22 protein-coding genes, 1 tRNA gene and 2 rRNA genes (1 of these 25 running past the window's edge) are annotated in these 26,221 nt (G+C 65.2%); 10 read left to right on the top strand and 15 right to left on the bottom strand.

What is annotated here, in order from left to right; all coding sequences use genetic code 11:
- The 3 genes from C3E99_RS13985 to C3E99_RS13975 form a co-directional block, all read left to right on the top strand.
- Positions 1 to 1,641 (top strand): 23S ribosomal RNA (locus C3E99_RS13985); it begins 1,152 nt to the left of the window's first position.
- A 117-nt stretch (positions 1,642 to 1,758) separates the two neighbouring features.
- A 5S ribosomal RNA gene (gene rrf / locus C3E99_RS13980) occupies positions 1,759 to 1,873 on the top strand.
- Positions 1,874 to 1,983: 110 nt separating this feature from the next.
- Positions 1,984 to 2,060, top strand: a tRNA-Met gene (locus C3E99_RS13975).
- Positions 2,061 to 2,071: 11 nt separating this feature from the next.
- Here C3E99_RS13975 and C3E99_RS19840 read toward each other — a convergent pair.
- From C3E99_RS19840 to C3E99_RS13945, 7 genes are all read right to left on the bottom strand, one after another.
- Complete coding sequence (locus tag C3E99_RS19840) at positions 2,072 to 2,422, bottom strand: hypothetical protein (RefSeq protein ID WP_158682316.1); 351 nt, start codon at positions 2,420 to 2,422, stop codon at positions 2,072 to 2,074.
- 42 nt (positions 2,423 to 2,464) lie between these two features.
- Positions 2,465 to 2,878 (bottom strand): hypothetical protein, encoded by a 414-nt coding sequence (locus C3E99_RS13970; protein WP_067107402.1) that lies wholly within the window; start codon positions 2,876 to 2,878, stop codon positions 2,465 to 2,467.
- Positions 2,879 to 2,979: 101 nt separating this feature from the next.
- Positions 2,980 to 3,891, bottom strand: coding sequence for a hypothetical protein (locus C3E99_RS20130; protein WP_234002485.1), 912 nt, complete (start codon positions 3,889 to 3,891; stop codon positions 2,980 to 2,982).
- Between the two features lie 9 nt (positions 3,892 to 3,900).
- Entirely contained in the window at positions 3,901 to 6,543 is a 2,643-nt protein-coding gene (locus tag C3E99_RS13960) for a hypothetical protein (protein ID WP_234002484.1), read from the bottom strand.
- Between the two features lie 2 nt (positions 6,544 to 6,545).
- A complete protein-coding gene (locus C3E99_RS13955) occupies positions 6,546 to 7,349 on the bottom strand; it encodes a fimbrial biogenesis chaperone (RefSeq protein WP_104959971.1) in 804 nt (267 codons plus the stop codon).
- A gap of 100 nt (positions 7,350 to 7,449) precedes the next feature.
- Positions 7,450 to 8,253: a hypothetical protein gene (locus tag C3E99_RS13950; RefSeq protein ID WP_104959970.1), complete on the bottom strand. Its 804-nt coding sequence runs from the start codon at positions 8,251 to 8,253 to the stop codon at positions 7,450 to 7,452.
- Positions 8,254 to 8,400: 147 nt separating this feature from the next.
- Complete coding sequence (locus C3E99_RS13945; RefSeq protein ID WP_104959969.1) at positions 8,401 to 8,934, bottom strand: hypothetical protein; 534 nt, start codon at positions 8,932 to 8,934, stop codon at positions 8,401 to 8,403.
- Positions 8,935 to 9,557: 623 nt separating this feature from the next.
- On the opposite strand from C3E99_RS13945, the gene C3E99_RS13940 reads away from it, so the two are divergent.
- Positions 9,558 to 10,271, top strand: a complete 714-nt coding sequence (locus tag C3E99_RS13940) for a helix-turn-helix domain-containing protein (protein ID WP_158682315.1) — start codon at positions 9,558 to 9,560, stop codon at positions 10,269 to 10,271.
- A 9-nt stretch (positions 10,272 to 10,280) separates the two neighbouring features.
- Here the strand turns inward: C3E99_RS13940 and C3E99_RS13935 are convergent, their stop codons facing one another.
- Complete coding sequence (locus C3E99_RS13935; RefSeq protein WP_076077003.1) at positions 10,281 to 10,460, bottom strand: hypothetical protein; 180 nt, start codon at positions 10,458 to 10,460, stop codon at positions 10,281 to 10,283.
- Between the two features lie 24 nt (positions 10,461 to 10,484).
- A complete protein-coding gene (locus C3E99_RS13930; RefSeq protein ID WP_083675158.1) occupies positions 10,485 to 11,201 on the bottom strand; it encodes a TetR/AcrR family transcriptional regulator in 717 nt (238 codons plus the stop codon).
- Positions 11,202 to 11,253: 52 nt separating this feature from the next.
- Here C3E99_RS13930 and C3E99_RS13925 point away from each other — a divergent pair, with 52 nt between their 5' ends.
- From C3E99_RS13925 to C3E99_RS13900, 6 genes are all read left to right on the top strand, one after another.
- A complete protein-coding gene (locus tag C3E99_RS13925; RefSeq protein ID WP_076077000.1) occupies positions 11,254 to 12,675 on the top strand; it encodes an efflux transporter outer membrane subunit in 1,422 nt (473 codons plus the stop codon).
- A complete protein-coding gene (locus tag C3E99_RS13920) occupies positions 12,672 to 13,829 on the top strand; it encodes an HlyD family secretion protein (RefSeq protein ID WP_076076999.1) in 1,158 nt (385 codons plus the stop codon). The genes C3E99_RS13925 and C3E99_RS13920 overlap by 4 nt, the downstream gene beginning before the upstream one ends.
- Before the next feature lie 294 nt (positions 13,830 to 14,123).
- On the top strand, positions 14,124 to 15,674 hold the full coding sequence (locus C3E99_RS13915; protein ID WP_076076997.1) for a DHA2 family efflux MFS transporter permease subunit: 1,551 nt from the start codon (positions 14,124 to 14,126) through the stop codon (positions 15,672 to 15,674).
- A gap of 66 nt (positions 15,675 to 15,740) precedes the next feature.
- Complete coding sequence (locus C3E99_RS13910; protein WP_076076996.1) at positions 15,741 to 17,624, top strand: ABC-F family ATP-binding cassette domain-containing protein; 1,884 nt, start codon at positions 15,741 to 15,743, stop codon at positions 17,622 to 17,624.
- 161 nt (positions 17,625 to 17,785) lie between these two features.
- Complete coding sequence (hppD, locus tag C3E99_RS13905) at positions 17,786 to 18,877, top strand: 4-hydroxyphenylpyruvate dioxygenase (RefSeq protein ID WP_104959966.1); 1,092 nt, start codon at positions 17,786 to 17,788, stop codon at positions 18,875 to 18,877.
- Positions 18,874 to 19,422, top strand: a complete 549-nt coding sequence (locus C3E99_RS13900; RefSeq protein WP_076076992.1) for a VOC family protein — start codon at positions 18,874 to 18,876, stop codon at positions 19,420 to 19,422. The genes hppD and C3E99_RS13900 overlap by 4 nt, the downstream gene beginning before the upstream one ends.
- 152 nt (positions 19,423 to 19,574) lie before the next feature.
- Here C3E99_RS13900 and C3E99_RS13895 read toward each other — a convergent pair whose 3' ends face one another.
- The 6 genes from C3E99_RS13895 to C3E99_RS13870 form a co-directional block, all read right to left on the bottom strand.
- Positions 19,575 to 20,225, bottom strand: a complete 651-nt coding sequence (locus C3E99_RS13895) for a YqaA family protein (RefSeq protein ID WP_076078158.1) — start codon at positions 20,223 to 20,225, stop codon at positions 19,575 to 19,577.
- 211 nt (positions 20,226 to 20,436) lie between these two features.
- Complete coding sequence (gene purH / locus C3E99_RS13890; RefSeq protein WP_076076990.1) at positions 20,437 to 22,029, bottom strand: bifunctional phosphoribosylaminoimidazolecarboxamide formyltransferase/IMP cyclohydrolase; 1,593 nt, start codon at positions 22,027 to 22,029, stop codon at positions 20,437 to 20,439.
- Positions 22,030 to 22,334: 305 nt separating this feature from the next.
- Complete coding sequence (locus C3E99_RS13885) at positions 22,335 to 24,113, bottom strand: heparinase II/III family protein (protein ID WP_076076988.1); 1,779 nt, start codon at positions 24,111 to 24,113, stop codon at positions 22,335 to 22,337.
- A gap of 3 nt (positions 24,114 to 24,116) precedes the next feature.
- Positions 24,117 to 24,785, bottom strand: coding sequence for a ribulose-phosphate 3-epimerase (gene rpe / locus C3E99_RS13880; RefSeq protein ID WP_076076987.1), 669 nt, complete (start codon positions 24,783 to 24,785; stop codon positions 24,117 to 24,119).
- A gap of 69 nt (positions 24,786 to 24,854) precedes the next feature.
- A complete protein-coding gene (locus C3E99_RS13875; protein WP_076076985.1) occupies positions 24,855 to 25,058 on the bottom strand; it encodes a hypothetical protein in 204 nt (67 codons plus the stop codon).
- Between the two features lie 86 nt (positions 25,059 to 25,144).
- Positions 25,145 to 26,047 (bottom strand): SPFH domain-containing protein, encoded by a 903-nt coding sequence (locus C3E99_RS13870; protein WP_076076983.1) that lies wholly within the window; start codon positions 26,045 to 26,047, stop codon positions 25,145 to 25,147.
- Positions 26,048 to 26,221: the final 174 nt, after the last annotated feature.

Genomic DNA, 26,221 nt, shown 5'->3' with positions numbered 1-26,221 from the left:
CCTGCGGCGAAAATGTAACGGGGCTCAAGACGTGCACCGAAGCTTAGGGTGTGTAGCAATACACGCGGTAGCGGAGCGTTCCGTAGGCTGATGAAGCGGTCTGGTAATGGACCGTGGAGGTATCGGAAGTGCGAATGCTGACATGAGTAGCGATAAAGAGGGTGAGATGCCCTCTCGCCGAAATCCCAAGGGTTCCTGCTTAAAGCTAATCTGAGCAGGGTAAGCCGGCCCCTAAGACGAGCCCGAAGGGGGTAGTCGATGGGAACCACGTTAATATTCGTGGGCCTGGTGGTGTGTGACGGATCGCGTAAATTGTCTGATCTTATTGGATTGGTCAGGCTTTGAAGCGGTTCCAGGAAATAGCCCCACCGTATAGACCGTACCCTAAACCGACACAGGTGGGATGGTAGAGTATACCAAGGCGCTTGAGAGAAGTCTCCTGAAGGAACTCGGCAAATTGCCTCCGTACCTTCGGAAGAAGGAGGCCCTGCATCTGGGCAACCAGTTGCAGGGGGCACAGGCCAGGGGGTAGCGACTGTTTAGCAAAAACACAGGACTCTGCTAAGTCGGCTTCAAGACGACGTATAGGGTCTGACGCCTGCCCGGTGCCTGAAGGTTAAGTGGAGGGGTGCAAGCTCCGAAACGAAGCCCAGGTAAACGGCGGCCGTAACTATAACGGTCCTAAGGTAGCGAAATTCCTTGTCGGGTAAGTTCCGACCTGCACGAATGGCGTAACGACTTCCCCACTGTCTCCAGGAGATGCTCAGCGAAATTGAATTCTCCGTGAAGATGCGGAGTACCCGCGGTTAGACGGAAAGACCCCGTGCACCTTTACTGCAGCTTCAGAGTGGCATTAGGAAAGAACTGTGTAGCATAGGTGGGAGGCTTTGAAGCACCGGCGCCAGCTGGTGTGGAGCCATAGGTGAAATACCACCCTGTTGTTTTCTGATGTCTAACCTCGATCCATGAAACTGGATCAGGGACCCTCTGTGGCGGGTAGTTTGACTGGGGCGGTCGCCTCCTAAAGAGTAACGGAGGCGCGCGATGGTAGGCTCAGGACGGTTGGAAACCGTCTGCGAGAGTGCAATGGCATAAGCCTGCCTGACTGCGAGACTGACGAGTCGAGCAGAGACGAAAGTCGGTCATAGTGATCCGGTGGTCCCGAGTGGAAGGGCCATCGCTCAACGGATAAAAGGTACGCCGGGGATAACAGGCTGATGATTCCCAAGAGCTCATATCGACGGAATCGTTTGGCACCTCGATGTCGGCTCATCACATCCTGGGGCTGGAGCAGGTCCCAAGGGTTTGGCTGTTCGCCAATTAAAGTGGTACGTGAGCTGGGTTCAGAACGTCGTGAGACAGTTTGGTCCCTATCTGCCGTGGGCGTCGAAATTTGAGAGGAGTTGACCCTAGTACGAGAGGACCGGGTTGAACATACCTCTGGTGTACCTGTCGTGGCGCCAGCCGCGCAGCAGGGTAGCTATGTATGGACGGGATAACCGCTGAAAGCATCTAAGCGGGAAGCCTCCCTCAAGATAAGATTTCTTAGAGCCGTGGAAGACCACCACGTTGATAGATCGGATGTAGAAGTGCGGTAACGCATGGAGCTAACCGATACTAATTGCTCTATTCGCGCTTGAAGAGTCCCACCATCAACGACAATCCTGAACGGATTGCCGGTGATGTGGATGATATGAATAACAGCCATTATGCACGGGCATCGATTGAACCCCTATCCGACCTACGCCGGCTTCATTGCTTGGTGACCATGGCGTCAGTGCCCCACCCGATCCCATCTCGAACTCGGCCGTGAAACCTGACAGCGCCGATGGTACTGTGGCTCAAGCCCCGGAAGAGTAGGACGTCGCCAGGCATTGCAGCCGGCGTAAGGTCGAAGAGGAACCCATTCACAATTGTCGGGCGGCGTTGGCCGCCCTTCGCCGTTTCTGCGATCCCGGAACCCGGGATTGGCGATTTGGTTGACGCGGGATGGAGCAGCCCGGTAGCTCGTCAGGCTCATAACCTGAAGGTCGTAGGTTCAAATCCTACTCCCGCAACCATAGAAAGCCCACTAGGCTAAGAGCTTAGTGGGCTTTTTTGCTGTTCGGAGCGGGCGGCATTCCGACCATTCCAAATTCGGAATCCTAACTTTTGCTTTGTTCCACTCTTCGATTGCGCGCGGCCGGAGTTGACGGTTACTGCTAAAATCGTAGGTAGCGCCATAGGGCAATACCAGGTCGACCGGAAAAAAATCTTCTTCATCGCGGTTTTCATATTCGCGGACAGAGCGGGTGAGCACCACCAAGCGGAGCGTTTCAGCTACATTAGTCATAAGATATTGGCGACAGTGGTCGGCTGCTCCGCCATCGATTTTGCCTGGACGGATGGATTCCGGAGGCTTGGAGCGGATCGTAGTTGCCATTCCCCTCGAGCGGAGCGTGGCCGTGCCGGCGGCGGTCGAGGCTCAGCTCGGAATGATCTGGAGGTCCAGATGATCCGAATCGAACCCGTTGCCGCCCGGCACCGCGGCGATCGGCCGTTCCTGGACGCGCGGGCCCTGCGCGCGGCTGAGCACGGCCTGTCCCGAACCGTTGAGCAGGATCTCGTCGTTGCCGGCGATCAGGCGGGTGCCGACCAGCGTCCCGGGCGCATAGGTGACGACGAGCTCATAGCCGCCCGGCGCGTTGCAATATTCGCGGAACATGCCAAGCGATACGGCGTCGCCCTGGATCGCGCCGAACCCGGTGGGCTGATGGTTGACGGTGCATTGGACCGCCACCCGCGCGAAGAGGTTGAAGCCATAGGAGGCGGCGAGCGCGGTCGTCGGCGCCGCAACGAATATGAGGCCTGCGAGGCCCATCGAAAGTTTCCGTGTCATTCGCCACCCTTTCCGCCGAACTGGCCGAAGCGTAGGGTGGTGTTAGCGGCGCAAATCTAAGAATCGGTTAAGCGCCCCGGGTGGTAGCGAACGGAAAAAACTCAGCGCGCGGTGACGGAGATCGAGATGACGTCGCTGTAGGTGCCGGCGCGCCGATCGCTCACGTCGCCGATCACGAACTGGATCGGCAGCGATTCGCGGCGATAGCCCGCGCCGGTCGGTCCCGATAGTGTGCTGGCTCCGGAAAGATTGACCGCGTCGCCGCCGATCGAGACCGTATAGGGAATGGTCCACTCAGTCGATCCGAGGCGCAGCTTGCCTGAATTGGCCGAGACGACCTGCAAATCATAGGAGCCAGTGCTGTTTACCCGCAACTGGAGCGGCACAGGCGCGACGCCCGTGCGCAGCTCGCCGAGGTCGACGACAGCCTGTCCCTTGCTCACGGAATAAGCTCCGGCCAAACCGATCCTTGCCGAGGGCAAAACCTCAAGCCCCAGCACCAACTGCATGCCGCCGAATGAACGGAAGCTGCGATCCTGTGCCTTGATCGTCACGTCTTGCGTGAACATACCCGCCTCGCGCACATCGTCGCTGTTGGCGACGAGTTTGTAAAGCAGCGTCTTCGATTCATTGGGTGCCAAGATCAATTCGCGCAACGATGGCGTACGCAACGAACGGCCCGACCGCGGTGTGACATCCTGCGAATCGGTCAGATTGACGAGTGCATAACCAATCGGCTTGCCGGTCCTCTTCGACAGACCGAAGGGCGGCTGCGAAAGGTCGAACAGCGGCGCAAAGCGGCATTCGGTGCCGCCGTCGTTGACGAAGGTAATGCTGAACGTGCCTTCAGGCAACGAACTGCCATAGGGATCGTAACCTTGAATTAACCAACTCGCCGGCGCTGTCGTGACTCTTACCATGCAGTCAGTGGGGCGCGTCGGGGCCGCTGATGGCTGAGCCAAAGTAGGCGTGGCCAACACTGTGGCAGCGAGCAGAAGCGATGAGCGAAGCATGGATGCCTCCTATTGGAACGAGCCCGACCTGACGGTGCCGAGATCGACGAGACCGGTCGTTTCGGTCGGGACGGTAAATTCGAATGCCTTGTCGACCGTGCCGTTGGGGCCATAGGTTTCGACGAGATAGCGGCGGCCGGGCAACAGGTTCGGTACAGCAAAACGGCCGACCGAATTCGTGAAGAAGGGTGTGGGTTGCGGTTTGTCGCCTTCCGTGACGTCAAGCAGCGTCACGCGCCCGCCGATCAACGACACCGGTTTTTCGGGAGTCAGCATCAGGGTACCAATTGCGCTCGCAAAGGCGTCGGTTCCAACGCGCGCGGCGTAGCCGCTCTTGTAGGATGGGTGAACGCGGAATACGCCCGGACCGGTGTCGTAGCCCGGCGGCGGACTCTCTACATCATATTGCACCGACTGGGTGGAGTAGGAGCCGAGGAAATTATGAACCGCCGCGCCGAGCGGGCCGCTACGGGCGATATAGTCGTTCTGAGCCAGCGATTGACCGACGACAACATCGCGTTTGCCCAGATTCTTGTGCGGCTTCAACAGCATGAAGCTGTCATTGATGCGGCGACCGAGCCCGACCATACCGTCGGTATAGGCGATCGTCGTGCCGACGCGGAGCGTCGTGGCATTGATACTGGCGATATTCGACAGGCTGGGGCCGAAGGTGCCGTGACTGACCGCCACGTCAAAGCGGTTGGCCGAATAGCTGGCGTAACCGACCGCTTGCGCGCTCTGGTCCTGACGGGTGACCACGCCGCCGAAGCCGACGCTGTTGAGTTGGTTGAGTCCACTTTGATTATAGGACAATTCAGCGAGATTGTCGCGGCTTTCATAGCGGCCTTCGGCGCGGCGGCGATAGTCCGGCTGGAACACGAGACCGACGAGCACGCTGAAACCTGACGCGCTGGAAGCGGATGGAAACTTCGTATATTCCACGCCGGTGCGGAAGGTCCACCGAGGATCGAATCGATAATAACCCGTTACACCAGCCCTGTAGCTGTCGCCTAATATCCTACGCCCCTTAATGTAAGAGGCCGTAGAGGTCGTCAGGAATTTCATGCTGAACTGGCGCGTATATTGCGCCGAAACCGTTATGGAATTACTGTTGATGCCCTGAATGTTGCTTAAAGTAGAAAATCGCGGCGAGATATAGTCGGCGCGTAACGTCAAGCTGTCGGACAGGCCGCCGCGATCGAAGAAATGTTCATAGCTGACGCCGCCTGCAAAACCGGCACCGGCGTCTTTGGAGTGGCTGCCCGCAGCGTCAAGCAGCAGACGGCCCCCGTTTCTGAGCACCAATTGCGTCTGACCGGTCAGCGTTTGAACATCCTTGCTCGCCTGCAAGCCAATACCGATCGCAGGCGCGTTGAAGAAGGCCTTACGAAAAAAGCCCGAAAAGGCGACCGGCCCCTTGTAATCGGGTGCATAGCCGAAACGTTTGCTCGTCGGTCCAATATAGGCGCTATATTCAAAGTCGCCCGGGTCGAGGTCGATCGGATCGAGATATTGCTGATATGCTAGGTTCTGCACCGCGCCGCTATTGTCAGTGACCTGAATCTGAATGTCGTTGCTGCCCGCGACGAGCGGCAGCGAACTGAAATCGTAACGGCCCGGCTGAAGCCGCATTTCGCGGTAGAGCGACCCGTTGCGCAGAAAACGCACCGTCGATTCTCGTTGCAGGATCAGTTGCCGATTCGCTTGCAGAATCGCGGCGCGAAAGGTGTTGAAACGGCGTTGCTGGCGTAGGACGCCGATACCGCCCATCTGGACATAGGCCTGCTGACCGCGGATTTCGACATCCAGGTCGCCGACGAACCATCGGCGATAATCCTGCGGCTGGTCATAAACGAGGCGCGCATAGTTGCGCTGGAATTTGTAGCCTTCGCCGGACAGGGTGAACCGCTGGCCGAATTGCGCATCACCTTCGAACACGACTGAGCCAACACGGACCGCACCGTCAAAGTTGATCGTCGGCGGACTGGTATTGTTGCTGCCCTCCCAGACGTAGCTCTGGACCGCGCTCAAGTTCAGATACGCCGAGAAGCTTTCGGGTTGCAGCGTGATGTCATCGAGATCGTCCTTCGGGGGCGCGAACAGATCGAGGGTGGCCCGTTGCTCGGCCCCAACCTGCACCACGACGACCGCCAGCGTGCTGGGATCGTAGGTCAGCCCGACACCCGTGCCATCGAGATTCTCTGGCCCGAATTGCGTCCTGCCTGCCAGATGATCGGATAATCTGACATGCGCCTCGTCGTTGAGGATGGGGCGCAGCAATTTGAGGAAGGTCTCGGTATCGAGCAGGAAGCGGTCGTCGGCGGTCAACCGCATCGGAATGTCGCCGAGGCTGCGGTCGAGGAAGGTCAGCGGCACCGTCATGTCGATGTCGCGCTCATAGGGGTTGATGTCGGGCCGACCATGAGGGCCTATCGGCACCTGCTGCATGCCTAGATCGGGCTGGGACGGCGTCGGCGCAGGCGTTGGCGCCGGGGCTCCGGGCAGGGGAATGCTGGTCGACGGGGTATCCGGTGCCGGCTCCGGGGTAGGCTGCGTCGTCCCGGACCGCTGGGGCAGGGGAATCGAAATCTGCGCCGAAGCGGCGCTCGCCCACAGCGCCGGCATCGCGACCGAGCAAAGGGCGGCCGACATCCTCATTTCGCGAAGGTCAGCTTGATCGGGCCGGGGCCAAAGCCAGGGACCGGTAAGTTAAAGGTACGTTCGCCCTGTGCCGGGACGTAGCCGGTGCCGACGACCCGCGACAATTCCTCGGGTGAGACGTCGACGCGCAGGAAATTGCCTTCGCGATCGGTTCCCTCCAGGTTCCAGCCGAATTCCGCCATCATCGCGTGACGACGGCCGTCGTTGCGCAGCGTCACGGCAACGCCATCCTGCAGCGGCGGCTTGGCGGTTGCGCCGGGCAGTGCGGGCGGCTGATATTCGACTTGGTGAACCGAGGATGCGTTGACGTTGGGCTTTGCGCCAGGGGGCGCGACGACCACAAGCGCGCGCATGTTATAAAGAACCTGCACTTGCGCCGATGCCGCCTCGTCGGTTCCGGGCTCGAAAGCGACGGGGAGCTGCTGGATCGCGACATAATAAGCCTGGGAGGTCGCGAGTTCAGGATCGCCGACCCATTGCAGGCGGATTACCTGACGACCGCCGGGAGGCAGCGCACCCTGTGGCGGAAAGATCAGGAACTTGTCGTCGGCCGGCGTCTCGGTGATCTTGCCGTCTTTGTCGATTTCCATCCGATAGACGCGTGTCTCGAAGGCTAGTTTGCCGGCATTGATGTTCTGGACCTCGATGCGCGCGACGGCGTCGGTGCCGCTCGTCTCCATTTCGATGACCATCGGGGAAACGCGCATGGCGTATGCCGCCGGGACGAGGATGAAAAGCGCAGCGATGGTCGCCAGCAGCACCTTCGACCGGCGCTTCAGCACGGACAATATAGCCATGAGTCCCCCTTCCCCTTGGATTCAACAGGATAATTGCAGTGATTCATAAAGAAAGGGGAAAGATCGCTCTTCCCCCTTTCTCCGATTTACAGCTCGAGACTTAGAGCGCCTTGAGCGTCAGCGTCGTCGTGCCGGTGTAGTTGCCAGCGACCAGGCCGATGTTATTGACGGCCGGGGCGTTGAAATTGATCGTCATATCCGAACGCCATGCACCTTGCGGCAGCGTCTCCGTGCCATCGGTATCGTTGCTGGCAACAGTCAGGCTCTGCGGGGTACCATTGGCAACCACACCGAACGCGACACCCGTCCAGGCAGCCGACACCGAATAGGGGATGTTGTTCTGGAACTGGAGGTTGTCGTAACCGCTGGCGGTCTGGTTGACTAGGCCGTTCGGGCTATCCTTGGTAATCGACACTTCATTGTTGAAGTTGCAGCCCGCGGTCAGCGTTTCCACTGTGGCGGTCGCCGGGCCGACCATTTCGAACGCGTCGTTGACGTTTTCGTTGTTGCCGGTGCGGATGCCGATCACGCCGAAATCGATGACCCGTGCGCTGGCATCATTGCCCGAGTAGAAAGAGCAATCCTTGTTGACCTTGCCCCGCAGCCGGAAATTGACGTTCACAGTCGGCGTCGCGGTTTCGGTGTTGCCCGGCGCGCTGGCGGTGGCGGTGTAGCGCGTGCCGACCTGCGTGAGAACGCCGAGTTCGCCAGCGGCTTCACCCACGTTGACCATCACCGGCGGAAGCCATGGGATCGGATTGATGTTAACCGGCTGCGGGTTCGTGATCGTGTAGGGGATCGGACCCGGGCTGGCATAGTGGAGCGTGTTGGTCTGCGCAGCCGCCGGCGAAGCAACGCCGACGAGAGCAATGGCGGCAACGGTGCCGGTAAGAATCTTTTTCATAACCTTCTTCCCTCATTTTGAGCCGCGCCCCCGTTCGTGGAGAATACGGCCTTTCATTCGCACCGGTTGGTCGGAGAGGCAGATGGACACGGTGCCTGTCCATCGCCCTAATTCCGCCAGCGAAGACCCCCTCCGCCGGCGAATCCCTCAGATCGGAGCGACCGTGATCGTGATCGTCTCCGCATAATCGCCCGCCAGCAGCTTGCTGGCCTCGCCTGTCGGCAGGCCCAGTTCGACCGCCAGCGTCATGCCGTCGGTAGCGATGCCGCCGTTGCTGGAAATCACGCCGCCCGCCTGGAGTTGGCTGCTGGTGAAGGACTTGCTGATCGTCTGCGCGGACGGCAGGCGCACCGGCATCTGAACCGACAAGCTGTAAGGCAGCTTGCCGCCATAAGGCCCCTGACCGTTAGGCATGCTGGTGTGGGTCAGCGCGCCCGTATCGCCCTTGATCGTCATCGTGAAAGGACGGTTGCAATCGAAGGCGACTTTCGTCTGAAAGCCCAGCCCGCGGCGTTCGAGGTTGCCGAAATCGACGTTCGGAATCTGGCCCATCGCGCAATGTTCGCGGATCGAGCCGCTGACCGCGATGTCGATCGAGCGCGCATTGTCGATCTGCATGTCGGCTGCGGTAGCCGGCACGGCAAATGCCGTCGCAACGAGCGCAATGAGCAGCAGGCGCATGAACGCTTCCCCCAATAAACCTGAACGGTTTTTGTCCGCGTAATTGCGGTCCTGGGCATCCCTATGCCCGGGGAAGTCGCGACCCGACTCACCCCCCCTCCGTTAGGGCCAATTTAATACGGGAGTTAATTTTTATGTGAACCCCCAAAATGACCCGTCGCCCAGAATCGCGAGGCGGTAAATGTAAGGAAACTCTGGGAAAGCCGGGAATGATGGGGGTCTTGAGGGTTAACCGTCGGACCCCTTGCGATGCCGGACTGGCAAGCCGTCCTGTTATGGAACAGGCTGCATCCGAATCTTAACCGATTTTTGCCCGCAAGGCGCATTCGCGCCGAAATGCGCCCACCCTGCGGCAGGCCGCGCAACGATCGCGGCCAAATGCGCGTTTCCCGCAATTCGGCCTATCCGGCCCGATTCTGGCGGTTGGCGACCAGGCCGAAATGAAAGGCATCATGTCCTCGTCCGTTCCCCCGGTCTTCCCGCCCGCCGCCATCCCGTCATCCGCCTCCCGCTCCGTTCGCGGGTCGTCGGCGGATGCCGGAGAGGGCGTTTCCCGGCGGGCCGTTAACCCCTCGGCAACGCCTCGCTGCGAAGATCGCGCGCCTATGGTCATTCACGGAACGATGATGGAACCGTCCGCCGGCACCGCCCGGCAGCGCGCCGACCGCCTGCAGCTCAACCTGACGGTCGAGGGGGGAGCGGCGGGGGAGGGCGGCACCGCCGTGACCGTGCACAATCTGTCGGTGACCGGCGCGCTGATCGAAACCGCCGCCGACCTGCTGCTCGGTCAGGATTTCACCATCATGCTGCCCGAGGCGGGCGAGGTGGTCGCCTCGGTCGTGTGGCAGAGCGAGCGGCTGTTCGGCTGCCGCTTCCGCCAGCCGCTGCCGCGCGCCGTGCTGAGCGCCGCGCGCCTGCGCAATCCCCTGCCGTCCGATGTCGATCCGGCCGACGGGGGCGAGGCTGTGGCCGCCGACGCCGCCGAGCCGCTGGGCATGCGCCTGCGCCGCCTGCGCGAGGCGCGCGGGATGAGCCTTGCGGGCCTTGCCAGGGCGGCCGGGCTCAGCAAGCCGAGCGTCTGGGCGTGGGAAAAGGGCACCACCGTGCCGCGCCGGAAAAGCCTGCACGCGCTCGCGACCGCGCTGCGCGTTTCCGAACAGGAGATCGTCGGCGATGCCGCCATGGTCGGCCTGCGGGCATCGGCGCAGGCGGCCAGCCGCCGAGCCGCGGCCGAGGACATGGACATGCTGAAGGCCGAGATCGCCACCGCACGCCAGCGCATCGCGCGCGCGGCGGGGGTCGATGCTGCCTCCATCCGCATCCTGATCGAGCTTTAGGGGAAAGCTTCAACTCCCTCCGTCGGAAGCCGCGCTTTCCTCGCGCCGCAGGCGGCGCGCCGTGCGCTCGTGCCGGACCGCCGCTTCGCGGAGCCGCCGCGCGAGGAAGGGATCGCCGCTCGCGTCGGCCTTCAGCCGCGCGACGCGCGCCAGTTGCTCATGATAGATGGCGTCGCGAATCGGTTCCACGCCGCCTCGATACCACGGGAATCCTCAGGCCTTCGCATCGCCGCGCGACGGAGCTGTCGCCTTTTGGGACAGGGCGTGCGCGCCGACGCCCATGCTTTCGGGGCCCCAGGCGCGACAGAAGGTGTCGAGCGCGCCCTCGATCTCGGCCGCCACCCGCGCCCGGTCGCAGCGCTGCGCCTCGGGAAGGTTGAGCACCGCGAACTGATAGGAGCCGCTCTGGCACAGGCCCGTGAAATGCTGGACGGCGCGCAGCGGATCGCCGCGCCTGAGCTCGCCCCGCTCCATCTTCTCGCCGATCCACACCGCGAGCCGCGCCTTGCCGCGCCGCGGCCCGCGCTCATAGAAAGCCTCGGCCAGATGCGGGAAACGCCGCGCCTCGCCGACCACGAGCTGATAGAGCGACAGCAGCGGATCGGTCATCAGCGTCGGGACCAGGATATTGGCGAAGCGGCGCAGCACCGCGACGACATCCTCGTCGACCGGCAGGTCGATGTGCAGCATCTCGCCATATTGGCGGACGATATCGTCGACCACCGCTTCGAACAATTCCTCCTTCGACGGGAAATAGGTCCAGAGCGTCGTCTTCGACCCGCCCACCTTGCTCGCGATCGACGACATGGTCGTGCCGGCATAGCCGTTGGCGAAAAAGGCCTCGCGCGCGGTATCGACGAACGCCTGGCGGCGCTTCTCGCTCGCATCGTCGGCGGGTCCCGTACTGGCTGGTATCATTTCGATTGACAATTCGACTCCTCCCATTATGGACGCACGATACCAGCTAGTATCGTTGGACGCCATGCCCCGTTTCCTTGTCACAACAACGGCCCTTTTCGGCCTGCTCGCCGGCTGCGCGGCGCCCGACCTGGGGCCGCGGCCACAGGTCGCCGCCGCCGACTCGCTCGCGTCGAACGCCAGTCTGGCCGACGCGCACGGCGAATGGCCGATCGAAGACTGGTGGCGCACTTGGGGCGACGCGCAGCTCGACACGCTGATCGCCGAGGGGCTCGCCGGATCGCCCGACCTTGCCGTCGCCGCGGCGCGGGTGCGCGCCGCCGATGCGCTGGCGCGGCAGGCGGGAGCGGCGCTGCTGCCGCGCCTCGGCGCCGAAGGCAGCGCCGGCGGCGTGAAGCAGAGCCGGACGATGGGTATTCCGCCGCAGTTCGTCCCCGACGGCATTCAGGACACCGGCCACGTCGCCGCGACCTTGTCCTTCGACCTCGACCTGTGGGGCCGGAACCGCGCCGCGCTGGCGGCGGCGACCTCCGAAGCCGAGGCGGCGCGCGTCGATGTGGCGCAGGCGCGGCTGATGCTGACCACCGGCATCGCGGCGGCCTATGCCGACCTCGCTGCTCACCACGAAGCGCTCGACGTCGCGCGCGAAGCCCTGCGCGTGCGCACCGCGAGCGCGGCGCTGTCGGCCGACCGCGCGCGCGCCGGTCTCGATAATCAGGCGAGCGCGCGTCAGGCCGAAAGCCGCGCCGCCTCCGCGCGCGGCGACATCGCGGCGATCGAGGAAGCGATCGCGCTCACCCGCCATCGGCTCGCGGCGCTCGTCGGCGCCGGGCCCGATCGCGGGATGAATATCGCGCGTCCGACGCTCGCCGCGCCCGCGACCGGGCTTCCCGCCGACGCCGGGATCGCGCTCGTCGGCCGCCGGCCCGACATCGTCGCGGCGCGGCTGCGCGCCGAAGCCGCCGCGAAGCGCATCGACGTCGCGCGCGCCGACTATTATCCCAATATCAGCCTGTCGGCGCTGGTCGGTTTCCAGTCGCTGGGACTCGCGAACCTGTTCGATGCGGGGTCGAAATATGGCAATGGCGGCGCGGCGATCAGCCTGCCGATCTTCGACGGCGGGCGCATCGAGGGGCGCTATCGCGGTGCGCGCGCGGATTATGACGCAGCGGTGGCCGGCTATGATCGCACCCTGATCGACGCGCTGCGCGACGTCGCCGACCTCGCCGCCAGCCGCACGGCGACCGAGCGCCAGCTTGTCGAGCGCCGCGCGGCGCTGCAGGCGACGGCCGACGCGGCGCGGCTGGCCGGGCTGCGCTATCGCGCCGGCCTGTCGAACCAGCTCGCCCAGCTGACCGCCGAGGACGACATGGTCGCGCTCAGCCGCGCGGTCGCGGACCTGGAAGCGCGTGAGCGCGCGCTCGACGTCGCGCTGATCCGGGCGCTCGGCGGCGGCTATCGCGCCGTCCATCCAACAGGAGAATGACGATGGCCGACGACACGGCTACCCCCGACGCGTCCGAAACCGCCGAGGCGCAGGCGGCGCGGCTCGGCAAGCGCCGGAAACTGCTGCGCATCCTCCTGATCGTCGTGGCGACGATCGCGGCGGCGTGGGGCATCTGGTATTTTCTGACGCAGGCGGGGCGCGTCTCGACCGACAATGCCTATGTCGGCGCTGATAGCGCCACCGTCACCGCGCTTGTCTCGGGCCCGGTCAAGGCGGTGCGCGTCAGCGGCACGCAGGCGGTGAAAAAGGACGATATCCTCGTCATCCTCGACGATGCCGACCAACGGCTGGCGGTCGCCGATGCCGAAGCGGCGCTGCGGCAGGCGCGCCAGCGCTACGGGCAGGCCGATGCGACCGCCGATGCGGCGCGCGCGCGCGTCGCGGCGCGCGGGGCCGAGATTTCGCAGGCACAGGCGCGGCTGCGCGACGCCGATGCGACGGTCGAGCGCGCGCGCGCCGAACTGGCGCGGCGCGAGAGCATCGCTGGGACCGGCGCCGTGTCGGGCGAGGAACTGACAGCAGCGCGCGCGGCGCTCAAGCAGGCGCAGGCGGCGCGCGACCTCGCCGCGGCGGGCGTGACCTCGGCGCAGGCGACGCGCGGCTCGGCGAGCGGCGATCTCGGCGCGGCCGAGGCCGTGGTGCGCGGCACGACGATCGACACCGCCCCCGACGTCGCGGCGGCGCAGGCGCGGCTCGACAAGGCGCGGCTCGACCTCGGACGCACGGTGATCCGCGCGCCGGTCGACGGCATCGTCACCAACAGGCAGGTACAGGTCGGCCAGCGGATCGCTGCGGGCGCGCCGATCATGGTCGTGGTCCCGATCGACACCGCCTATGTCGACGCCAATTTCAAGGAAAGCCAGTTCCGGCGCATCCGCATCGGCCAGCCGGTCGAGCTGACCTCCGACTATTATGGCGGCGACGTCGTCTATCGGGGCAAGGTGGTCGGCATCGCGGGCGGCACCGGCGCGGCCTTTTCGCTGATCCCGGCGCAGAATGCGACCGGCAACTGGGTGAAGGTGGTGCAGCGCCTGCCGGTGCGCATCGCGCTCGACCCGGCGCAGCTTCGCAAGCACCCGCTGCGTGTCGGCCTGTCGATGGAAGCGACGATCGACACGCGTGGGGATGATTGATGCCTGCGATACCGGTGCCGTCATTGCGAGCGGAGCGAAGCACTCTCCGGTTACCCGCCCTACGCAAAGCCGATGACCGGAGATTGCTTCGTCGCCTTCGGCTCCCCGCAACGACGATAGGCCGCGACGGTCGAGCACGTCCTTGCCGCTTTCAACTTGTCGTTCCCGCAACAGCGGGAACCCGGGGAAAGATCAATCGGCGCACGCTCTGGATCCCCGCTTTCGCGGGGATGACGAAGATGGGGAATGTCTGCCACTCCCGGCAGCCGCTGTCCGGTCCTGCAGGCGTCTGACATGGCGACAGCCGCCGCGTCCCCCGCATCGCTTCCCGCCGAGCCGCAACCGCTGAAAGGCGTGCGGCTGCTCGCCGCGGCGTTCGCGCTGGCGCTCGCCAATTTCGTCGTGGTGCTCGACAGCACCATCGCCAATGTGTCGGTGCCGCATATCGCCGGCGGGCTCGCCGTGTCGCCGACACAGGGGACGTGGGTGATCACCAGCTATGCGGTTGCCGACGCGATCAGCGTGCCGCTCACCGGCTGGCTCGCGGCGCGTTTCGGCACCGTGCGCTGGTTCCTGATATCGATCATGGGATTCGGTCTGTTCTCCTTCCTGTGCGGCGTGTCGCGCACGCTCGACGCGTTGATCCTCTTTCGCATCCTGCAGGGGCTGTCGGGCGGGCCGCTGATGCCGCTGTCGCAGATATTGCTGCTGCGTATCTTCCCGAAGGAAAAGGCGGGGGTCGGGCTTGCCATCTGGGCGATGACGACGACCACCGCGCCGATCCTCGGGCCGATCCTCGGCGGCCTGATCAGCGACAATTGGAGCTGGCCGTGGATCTTCTTCATCAACCTGCCCGTCGTCGCGCTCTGCACCTTCGGGGTCGGCAGCCTGCTCGGCGCGTTCGAGACGAAGCGGGTCAAGGCGCGGATCGACGTGATCGGCCTGGTCCTGCTGGTGGTGTCGGTCGGCGCCTTCCAGACCATGCTCGACACCGGCCGCGAACATGATTGGTTCGGATCGGCGTGGATCGTCGCGTTGGCGATCGTGTCGGCGATCACCTTCGTCGCCTTCATCATCTGGGAATTCACCGATGCGAACCCGGTCGTCGACCTGCGCGTTTTCCGCTTCCGCGGGTTCAGCTTCGCGACATTGGCGATATCGCTCGGTTTCGGGGCTTTCTTCGCGCAGGTCGTGCTGACGCCTTTGTGGCTTCAGCAGATGGTCGGTTATACCGCGACCGATACCGGCTATGTTGTCGCCTGGCTGGGCGTGTTCGCGGTGCTGCTGTCGCCGGTCGCGGCGGCGTCGATCGACAAGATCGATATCCGCATTTCCATTTCCGCCGGGATCGTCTGGATGGCCTTCGTGTCGATCCTGCGCGCTGGCTGGAACGCCGACGTCGATTACTGGTCGCTCGCCTTTCCGCACCTGTTGCAGGGGATGGGCATGCCCTTCTTCTTCGTCGGGCTGACCGCGCTCGCGCTCAGTTCGGTCCCCGAAAAGGATCAGACGTCGGCGGCGGGGCTGATGAGCTTCCTGCGCACGCTCAGCGGGGCGATCGGCACGGCGGTCGCGACCACCGCATGGGATGATTCGACGCGCGTTTCGCGGTCGGAGATCGTGCCCGCGCTCAACGATCCCGCCGGCGCCATGGACATATTGCAGGGCGGCGGCCTGACCTTCGAACAGGCGCGCGCGGCGCTCGACCGGCTGGTCGAGGTGCAGGCGGCGACGATCGGCGTCATCCACATCTTCCTCGCTTCGGCCGCGGTGTTCATCATTGCCGCGCTTGCGGTCTGGTGCGCGCCGCGCCCCCGCCACGTGTCGATGGGCGCGTCGCACTGACAGGCGTGCGTGCGGTGGCGTCCAGCCGCTTGGGTTGGCCGCCCGGCTATGCTAGGCGGCGCGCCCATGTTGACGATCAACGGCCTTACCGTGCGCCTCGGCGGGCGCACCATCCTCGACCGCGCGAGCGCGAGCCTGCCGGCGAAGAGCCGGACCGGGCTGATCGGGCGCAATGGCGCCGGCAAATCGACGCTGATGAAGGCGATGATCGGCCAGATCGAGGCCGATGAGGGCGGGATCGAGATGCCGCGCCGCACGCGCGTCGGCTATATCGCGCAGGAGGCGCCGAGCGGCACCGCGACGCCGTTCGAGACCGTGCTGGCCGCCGACAGCGAACGCGCCGCCCTGCTCGCGGCATCGGAGACCGAGAGTGATCCCGACCGGCTCGGCGACATCCACGAGCGGCTGATCGCGATCGATGCTTATACGGCGCCCGCGCGCGCCGCGCGCATCCTGATCGGCCTGGGTTTCGACGAGGCGATGCAGGCGCAGCCGCTCGACAGCTTTTCGGGCGGGTGGAAGATGCGCGTGGCGCTCGCGGCGCTGCTCTTCTCCAACCCCGATCTGCTGCTGCTCGACGAGCCGTCGAACCACCTCGACCTCGAAGCGACGATGTGGCTCGAAAGCTTCCTCAGAAGCTATCCGGGGCAGCTCGTCGTGATCAGCCACGAGCGCGACTTGCTCAACAATGTCGTCGATCATATCCTGCATCTGGAAGGCGGGAAGGTGACGCTCTATCCGGGCGGCTACGACGCGTTCGAGCGCCAGCGCGCCGAGCGCGCGGCGCAGCTGGCGGCGGCGAAGGCGGCGCAGGACGCGCAGCGCGCTCGGCTGGTCGACTATATCGCGCGCAACAGCGCCCGCGCCTCGACCGCGAAACAGGCGCAGTCGCGCGCCAAGCAGCTCGCGCGGATGCAGCCGATCGCCGCGCTTACCGAGGACCCGAGCCTGGTGTTCGATTTCCCGAGTCCGGCGGACGAACTGAAGCCGCCGCTGATCACGCTCGATCTTGCCAGCGTCGGCTATGCGCCGGGCGAGCCGGTGCTGAGCCGGCTCAACCTGCGCATCGACCCCGACGACCGCATCGCGCTGCTCGGGCGCAACGGCAACGGCAAGACGACGCTCGCGCGGCTGCTCGCGGCACAGCTTCCGCCGATGGACGGCGCCCTGGCCGCGTCGGGCAAGATGCGCGTCGGCTATTTTACCCAATATCAGGTCGAGGAACTCGACGGCGCCGATACGCCGCTCGGCCACATGACGCGCGTGATGGCGGGTAAGACGCCGGGCGCGGTGCGCGCGCAGCTCGGGCGCTTCGGTTTCTCGGGAAACCGGGCGACGACCGAGGTCGCGAAGCTGTCGGGCGGCGAGCGCGCGCGGCTGGCGCTGGCGCTGATCACGCGCGAGGCGCCGCATCTGCTGATCCTCGACGAGCCGACCAACCACCTCGACGTCGACGCGCGCGAGGCGCTGGTGCAGGCACTGAACGGCTATGACGGCGCGGTGCTGATCGTCAGCCACGACCGCCACATGCTCGAACTGTCGGCCGACCGGCTGGTGCTCGTCGACGGCGGCACGGCGCGCGATTTCGACGGCAGCATCGACGATTATGTCGCCTTCATCCTCGGCAGGGGCGCGGCCGACGAGGCGAAGGCCGCGCCGGCGAAGCCGAAGGACGCGAAGCTGGCGCGGCAGGAAGCGGCAAAGGCGCGTGAGGCGCAGGCGGCGCTGCGCAAGTCGGCAAAGGACCTCGAAGCGCAGGCGGCCAGGCTTTCGGCGCGAATTTCGGCGATCGACCGCGCAATGTTCGACCCCGCGAGCGCCGATCCCGCGCTCGCCAAGCTGACGATGGGCGACCTCGCGCAGCGTCGCGGCAAGCTCGCCGCCGAACTCGAAAGTGTCGAGGCGGCCTGGATGGAGGCGCTCGAGGCGATCGAAACGGCGGCGGCCTGACGGGTCGGGTCGCGCCGCCGTTCAGCAATTTGGCGCAGAGGCTGCAGAGAAGGAAAAGTTCACGCTGCTTTCAAACGACGCCGCCATGATAGAAGCCCCGCATTGACTCCCCCGCCGCCGCCCATCATAATGGTTTCAATTGTAACCATAAGGGATGGACCATGGCCGATCTGTTCGAAAATCCGCTGGGGCTCGACGGCTTCGAATTCGTCGAATTCTCGGCGCCCGAGAAGGGGATTCTCGAGCCGGTGTTCGAACGCATGGGCTTCACGCAGATTGCGCATCATCGGTCGAAGGACGTGATATTGTGGCGGCAGGGCGACATCAACCTGATCGCCAATTACGAGCAGCGCTCGCCCGCCGCCTATTTCGCCGCCGAACATGGCCCGTCGGCGTGTGGCATGGGGTGGCGCTGCCGCGATGCGGCGAAAGCCTATGCCGAAGCGATCGCGCGCGGTGCCGAACCGGTCGAGGTGCGCACCGGGCCGATGGAATTGCGCCTGCCCGCCATACGCGGCATCGGCGGTTCGATCATCTATCTGATCGACCGTTACGGCGACGGCCTTAGCATCTACGACATCGATTTCGTCTATGAAGACGGCGGCGCCCGCCATCCCGAAGGCGCGGGGCTCAAGGTGATCGACCACCTGACGCACAATGTCTACGGCGGGCGGATGGCGCATTGGGCGGCGTTCTACGAGCGCATCGCGGGCTTCCGCGAAATCCGCTATTTCGACATCAAGGGCGAATATACCGGCCTGACCTCGAAGGCGATGACCGCGCCCGACGGCAAGATCCGCATCCCGCTCAACGAGGAGGGCGCGGGCGGCGGCGGCCAGATCGAGGAATATCTGCGCGCCTATAACGGCGAGGGCATCCAACACATCGCCTTCGCCTGCGACGACCTCTACGCCGCGTGGGACAAGCTCGCCGCGCTCGGCAATCCCTTCGCGCCGTCGCCGCCGGAAACCTATTACGAACTGCTCGCCGAACGGCTGCCCGGCCATGGCGAACCGGTCGAGGAACTGAAGGCGCGCGGCATATTGCTCGACGGTTCGACGCAGGAAGGCGATCCGCGCCTGCTGCTCCAGATTTTCGGCCAGACGGTGATTGGGCCGGTCTTCTTCGAATTCATCCAGCGCAAGAAGGACGAAGGCTTCGGCGAGGGCAATTTCACCGCGCTGTTCAAGTCGATGGAACTCGACCAGATTCGCCGCGGCGCGCTCGATGTCGCAAAGGAGCCTGCCGAATGACGAGCCCGATCAAATTGGGCGGTGTCCACCATGCCGCCTATCGCTGCAAGGACGCGAAGGAAACGGTCGAATGGTACGAGCGCATGCTCGGCATGACCTACACCACCGCCTTCGCTGAGGATCATGTGCCGTCGACCGGCGAATATGATCCCTACATGCACGTCTTTCTCGATGCGGGGGGCGGCAATGTCCTCGCCTTCTTCGAATTGCCGAACCAGCCCGACATGGGCCGCGACGAGAATACGCCGCAATGGGTTCAGCATCTGGCGTTCAAGGTCGGTAGCCACGCCGAACTGGTCGCGGCGAAGGCGCATCTCGAGGCTCATGGCGTCGACGTGCTCGGGCCGACGCACCATGGCATCTTCCGGTCGATCTATTTCTTCGACCCCAACGGCCACCGCATCGAACTGGCGTGCGACATCGGCACCGACGAACAATATGCCGAGCTGCGCCGCGTCGCGCCGCTGATGCTCGACGAATGGAGCCGGACGAAGAAGGCGCCGCGCCACGCCGACTGGCTGCATCAGCCGCCCGCGAACGAGTAGGTTTCTTTCCTCCCCTCCCGCCTGCGGGAGGGGCAGCGAGAGTTGCGAGCTTGCTCGCTACTCGCAGCAGGGTGGGCAATTGCACCGCTGCTGGCCCACCCCCGACCCCTCCCGCAAGCGGGAGGGGAGAGATATGACAGCTACTGGCGGCCTTATTTCCGGTCCAACCCGATGCTTTCGAACGTCGCGCCGCTGCATTTGTCGGCGGTCTTGTCGCCGCCTCCCGACAGGGCGCCGATGACCAGGAAACCCGCGACCACCGCGACGAGGAATGCGCCCGCGACCCAGGCGAGATATTTGTCGATGAATGCCTTGATCGGCGCCCCGAACAGCCGGAACAGGATGCCGACCAGCATGAAGGAGAAGGCCCGGCTGGCGAGGCTCGCCCACAGGAAGGTGAACGGGTTCATGTGGATGAAGCCGGCGGTGATCGTCAGCAGCTTGAACGGGATCGGCGTCGCCCCCTTCACCAGGATGATCTCCGCCCCGTAATCGCGCAGGTAGCAGGCGGCCGCCGGGAAACTGTCGGTGAGTCCCAGCGCTGCGAGCAGCCGCAGCCCGACGCTTTCATACAGGAAATAGCCGATCCCATAGCCGAAGCAGCCGCCCGCGACCGAGGCGAGGGTGCAGATCAGGGCATAGCGCACCGCCTTGCGCGGTTCGGCGAGGCACATCAGCCCGAGCATCGGATGCGGCGGGATCGGAAAGAAGCTCGCCTCGACGAAGGCGACCAGCGCCAGCCAATATTCGGCGTGCGGATGCGCCGATTTCTCCATGGTCCAGGCATAGAGATTCTGGATCATGGACTTGTTGCGGGGGACGGCGGTCATGCTGGTCCTTGTTGCCGGGTCAGAATGACCACCGGCTCCCTATGCCGCTCGGGGCAAGCGAAATAAAGTCCCAACGCCCCATCGCCCCAGCGAAAGCCGGGGCCGCTGGCGGTTTGCTCTTCGACGCCCGAACAAGGACGATAGCGGCCCCGGTCTGCGCCGGGGCGACGATCTTCCTGCGGAATCAATGCCTGAAATGCCGCATCCCGGTAAACAGCATCGCCAGCCCCGCCTCGTTCGCGGCGGCGATCACCTCGTCGTCGCGGATCGAGCCGCCCGGCTGGATCACGCAGGTCGCCCCGGCCTCGGCGGCGGAGATCAGGCCGTCGGCGAAGGGGAAGAAGGCGTCGCTGGCGACCGCGCTGCCGACGGTGCGGGGTTCGCTCCAGCCGTTCGCCTCGGCCGCCTCGCGCGCGCGGACGGCGGCGATGCGCGACGAATCGCGGCGATTCATCTGCCCCGCGCCGATACCCGCGGTCGCGCCGCCCTTGGCATAGACAATCGCGTTCGACTTCACATGCTTGGCGATCGTCCAGGCGAACAGCGCATCGGCGAGTTCCGCGTCGCTCGGCGTGCGCGTCGTAACGACTTTCAGATCGTCTTTCGTGATCCGGCCATTGTCGCGGGTCTGCGCCAGCCAGCCGCCGGCGATCGTATTCATCATCAGGCCGCCGCGCGCCGGGTCGGGCAGTTCGCCGGTCAGCAGCAAGCGCAGATTCTTCTTCTTCGCGAAGATCGCGCGCGCGTCGGCGTCGGCGTCGGGGGCGACGACCACCTCGGTGAAGATGTTGGCGATCGCTTCCGCGGTGGCGCCGTCGAGCGGACGGTTGAGCGCGACGATGCCGCCGAAGGCCGAGACGCTGTCGCAGGCGAGCGCCGCGTCCCACGCCGCGGTCAGCGTCGCAGCGGTCGCGACGCCGCACGGATTGGCATGCTTGACGATAACGCAGGTCGGGTCGGCCTCGCGGAACTCGGCGACAAGGTCGAGCGCGGCGTCGGCGTCGTTGATGTTGTTGTAGCTGAGCGCCTTGCCCTGCACTTGGCTTGCCTGCGCGATGCCACGCGACGCGGGGCCGGCGGGAAGGTACAGCGCCGCCTGCTGGTGCGGATTTTCGCCATAGCGCAGTTCGGCCGACAGCGTCGCGGTCAGCGGCAGCGTGTCGGGGAACAGCTTGTCCTGGTCGGCGAAGGCGAACCATGACGCAATCATTCCGTCATAGGTCGCGGTATGGGCAAAGGCGGTCGCGGCGAGCCTCTTGCGCAGAGCGAGGGTGGTCGCACCGTCGTTGGCGTCCAGTTCCTCGATCAGCGCGGCATAATCCTGCGGCTCGGTGACGATGCCGACGAAGGCGTGGTTCTTCGCCGCCGAACGCACCATCGCCGGGCCGCCGATGTCGATATTCTCGATGATCTCCTCGCGCGGCGCGGCTTTTGCGACGGTGGCGGCGAAGGGGTAGAGGTTGACGACGACCAGGTCGATGCCGCCGATGCCGTGCGCGTCCATCGCGGCGACGTGAGCGGCGTCGTCGCGCACCGCGAGGATGCCGCCGTGCACGGTCGGATGCAGCGTCTTGACGCGCCCGTCCATCATCTCGGGAAAGCCGGTGAGGTCGGCGACGTCGAGGACCGCGTGCCCCGCGTCGCGCAGCGCCTTTGCGGTGCCGCCGGTCGACACCAGCTCGACCCCATGACGGCCGAGCGCGGCGGCCAGATCGGCGAGACCCGCCTTGTCGCTGACGGAAAGGAGCGCACGGCGGACGGGAACGAGATCGGTCATGGGGGAGCCTCGGCAGGGGATGGAAGGAGTCGCCGTCGCCCTAGGCCCGTGATCGCCGTTGGGCAAGGTTTTGGAAGTATCAGGCGGCGGCGTGGAGAAGGAAATTCGCGCAGGGGCGCAGAAGAAAATGGAAGGCCTTATGTCGTTTGCTGGACCGGCAAGCCATAAATCCGACCCGGTCGCCCTGAGCTTGTCGAAGGGCCGTTCTTTCTTTCAGCGCTGCAAGAAGAAGGACGGTGCTTCGACAAGCTCAGCACGAACGGAGTGGCTAGCGTAAATTCAAGGCTCACCGCGATGGGAGTCGCTCACCCGATGTGCTTGAAAATCCAGCCGATGCTGACGCCCCCGGCGGGGGCGCTGCCGGTGACGACGAGCTGTTCGGTGGGATGCGGGCGGCCCTCGCCGTCGACCCAAAGGCTTTCCTCGACCGCGAGCGTGCCCTCGGAGGCGCGAAACTGCCACAGCGGCCCGCCGGCGATGCGCAGCAGCGCGCCGAGCCGGTCGGCGGTCAGGCTGGCGGAAATGTTGCGCCCGAGATGGAAGCGCAGCGCGAAATGCTTGTCGCCCTTGCGGCGGCTGCGCGGAGCGGGGAGCAGCATGTCCTCGCCGCGCAACTCGCGCCCGTTGGGGGAGAGAATCAGCAGGCGGCGATGGATCAGCCCGTGGCGCCGCGCATAGCCGTCGTGGCTCATTTCCAGCCGGCTGCCCTGCGGGGTTTCGTGCCGGTCGAGCTCGACCTCGGTCACTCCCTTGCCGAGCGAGCCGTTGGGCAGGATCGCGGTCGAATTGCTGTCGGCGACGACCAGCGTCGAATGCGCGGCGGTGGTGCGCAGCCCGCGCGCCAGTTCGGCGGGGATCGTCGCACCGGTCAGCGCCGCGCCGCCGCAGTTGACGACGATGCGCTCGGCCCCGTCGCTCAGCTCGAACGCCAGGGTCGAGGCGCAGCCCGCCTCGGTTACCCGCGCGATCGGCGGCGGCGCGGCGTCGGCGAGCAGCACGACCTTGTTCGCGACGAGCCGCTGATAGCCCCAGTCGCGCGCCTGCTTGAGCGGGCGGGTGCGCACTCCGCTGGCCGCGACGATCGCCGCGATCGTTTCGGCCGGCGTCGCGCCGCTGCCTTGCCAGCTTCCCATGCCGCCGTCGCTGTGGACGATCCCGAGCAGCGCCGGAACCGCGCGCGCCAGCACCTCGTGGAGGAAGGGCGGCAGGTCGATCCGCCGCATATCGTATATGCGCGCAAGCATCGACAGCGCCATGATCGCATCGAGCTGCGCCTGCGGAGACCGCGCGATATTGCCGCCGTCGGCGTAGAAGCTCGTCTCGATGACCTTGCGCAGTCCCGCTTCGCCGAAGACCTGTCGCGGTTCTCCGCCGGGCATCAGCAGCGAGGCGGCGACGACGCCGATCCAGGCGACCATCTGCTCGACGCCGGGGCGCGTCTTGTCGGCGACGCGGTCGAGATGCCGCGCCGCGCGGGCGAGGTGATTGAGCACGGCGGAGCGATAGACGAGATCGCTCGACGACAGGATCAGCGGCGCGTGCGCGGCCCAGAACAGGATACGCCACCCTGTATTGTCGGCTTTCCATGCCGGTTCGCTGACCGTCTCGCCATGCACCGCGAGCCATTGGCGCACGATCGCCTCCGCGATCGCCGCACCGTCGGCGCGCGTCCCGGTGGCGGCGAGGTCGCGCAGCCACGCGAAGCTGTGGATGTGATCGGCAAAGCTCGGCGCGACGCCCAGCGCCGTGAAATCGAGCGTGGCGAGCGGCAGCCTGAGCCCGCGATGGAGGAAATGGCCGGCGCGGATCGCGGTGCCCGCGCGCGTGTCGCCGGGAACCGGGTCCTCGGGCACGCCGAGCAGCTTGAGCGGAAAGCGCCCCTTGAGGCGGAATGCGTGGAGCGGGGTACGCCACGTCAGCCGCGTGATCTGGTTGGCGATGCGGTCGCCGAGCGACAGCCCCTTGTCGGCGGGCAGGCGGATCAGCCGCTTGCCGGGCTCGATCGAGTCGTCGAGCGGCGGCGTGTCTTCGCCCGCATCGGGGGTCGGGTCGATGGGGGCAACGGTCAACGGTCTCCCCTCCATCGCTCAGGCGCCGCGCAGGCGCCGGATATTGTCAGCATAGGCGTCCGGCCCGCCGCGGAAGGTAGCGGTGCCGGCGACGAGGACGTCGGCGCCCGCCGCGATCGCGAGCGGCGCGGTGCCCGCGTCGATGCCGCCGTCGACCTCCAGCCTTATGTCGCGGCCCGACTTGTCGATCATCTTGCGCACCGCCTCGATCTTGCGGAGCTGGCTGGAGATGAAGCTCTGGCCGCCGAAACCCGGATTGACGCTCATGATCAGGACCAGGTCGATCTCGTCGATCAGATAGTCGAGCATCTTCGCCGGGGTCGCGGGGTTGAGCGAGACGCCGGCCTGCTTGCCCAGCGACTTGATGTGCTGGACGCTGCGGTGGATGTGCGGTCCCGCTTCGGGGTGGACGGTGATGATGTCGGCGCCCGCCGCGGCGAAGGCGTCGAGGAAGCCGTCGACCGGCGAGATCATCAGATGCACGTCGAAGGGCAGCGTCGAATGCGGCCGCAGCGCCTTCACCACCATCGGCCCGATCGTCAGATTGGGAACGAAATGGCCGTCCATCACGTCGATGTGAACCCAGTCGGCGCCCGCCGCCTCGATCGCGCGCACCTCTTCGCCGAGCTTCGCGAAGTCGGCGCTGAGGATCGAGGGGGCGATGCGGACGGAGGGTGCGGCGGTCATGACGACCGGCCTTAACCATCTAGCCGATGGGGAGCAAGCGGCCGTGCGCCCGGTCGCCTTCGGCGGCTGTCAGCCCCCGGTCCTGGGCGGGCGCCCGCGCCGCGGGACCTCCGACTGCTTCACCGCCACGCCGCGCCGGGCGAGCGCCTCACGCAGCAATATCTCGATCTCGGCATTGGCGCTGCGCAGCTCGGCCGCAGCCAACCGCTCGATCGCCGCATAAAGCGCGGGATCGAGGCGAAGGGCAAAGGCTTTCTTGGGCGACGCGGACATGGAAACAAACCTCAATTCCCGTTCGCATCGAGCCCCGAGTACCGGCTAAGGCCGTCGAAGGGCTCGACACGAACGGTCCTTGCAAATCAATAGAGCGAACCAGTGTTGACGACGGGCTGCGTGTCGCGTTCGCCGCACAGCACGACCATCAGGTTCGACACCATCGCTGCTTTGCGCTCGTCGTCGAGATGGACGACGTCCTTCTCCGACAGATGCTGCAACGCCATCTCGACCATCGTCACTGCGCCTTCGACCAGTTTCCTGCGCGCCGCGATCACCGCTTCGGCCTGCTGGCGGCGCAGCATCGCGCCGGCGATCTCCTGCGCATAGGCGAGGTGGGTCAGACCGCATTCGTCGACGGTGATACCGGCGACCGCCAGCCGCTCGATCAGCGCCTTGCGCAATTCGGCGCCGACCTCGTCATGGTTGCCGCGCAGTGTCACCTCCTGATGCTCGATGTCGTCATAGGGGTAGCGCGATCCGATCGACCGCACCGCGGCCTCGATCTGCGCAAGGACGAACTCCTTGTAATCCTCGACGTCGAACAGCGCCTGCGCGGTGTCGGTGACGCGCCATACCACCTGCGCCGCCATTTCGATGGGATTGCCGCGCAGGTCGTTGACCTTGATCTTGTCGGAGATGACGTTGTTCGCGCGCACCGCGATCTTGCGGCGCGTCAGCCACGGCAGCACCCAGCGCAGCCCGGTCTCGCGGTCGGTGCCCTTGTAGCTGCCGAAAAGCTGGATCGCTGCCGCCTCGTTCGGATTGATAAGATAGAAGCCGCAGAGGATCAGCGTGCCGGCAATCGCCGAAACAGCCAGCAGCACCCATTTCCACGACGCTTCGGTCCCCGTGGCGTTGCTCACCCCCGCCCAGATCGCGATGCCGAGCAGGACGAGCCAGACGAACAGCATCAGATAGCCGCTCGCCGTCGCCGCGCGCACCTCGCGCGTCGGGTTGAGCGCGGCCGTCACATTCGAATCACCCATGGCACCCTCCGATATAAAGATGATATCATATTTATATCGTACCTGGCTGGCGTCAATTGGATTTGTGGGGGGCGATGGCGGTCTGGGGGCAGGAAGCCGTCTGAGCCATGCACCGGTTCCCTCTCCCGCAAGCGGGAGGGGCAGCGAGACTCGCGAACTTGTTCGCTAGTCACA

It is taken from the genome of Sphingopyxis sp. MG (genome assembly GCF_002953155.1).
In the GTDB taxonomy this organism is placed as follows: domain Bacteria; phylum Pseudomonadota; class Alphaproteobacteria; order Sphingomonadales; family Sphingomonadaceae; genus Sphingopyxis; species Sphingopyxis granuli.
This window is presented reverse-complemented; position numbering and strand designations above follow the sequence as displayed.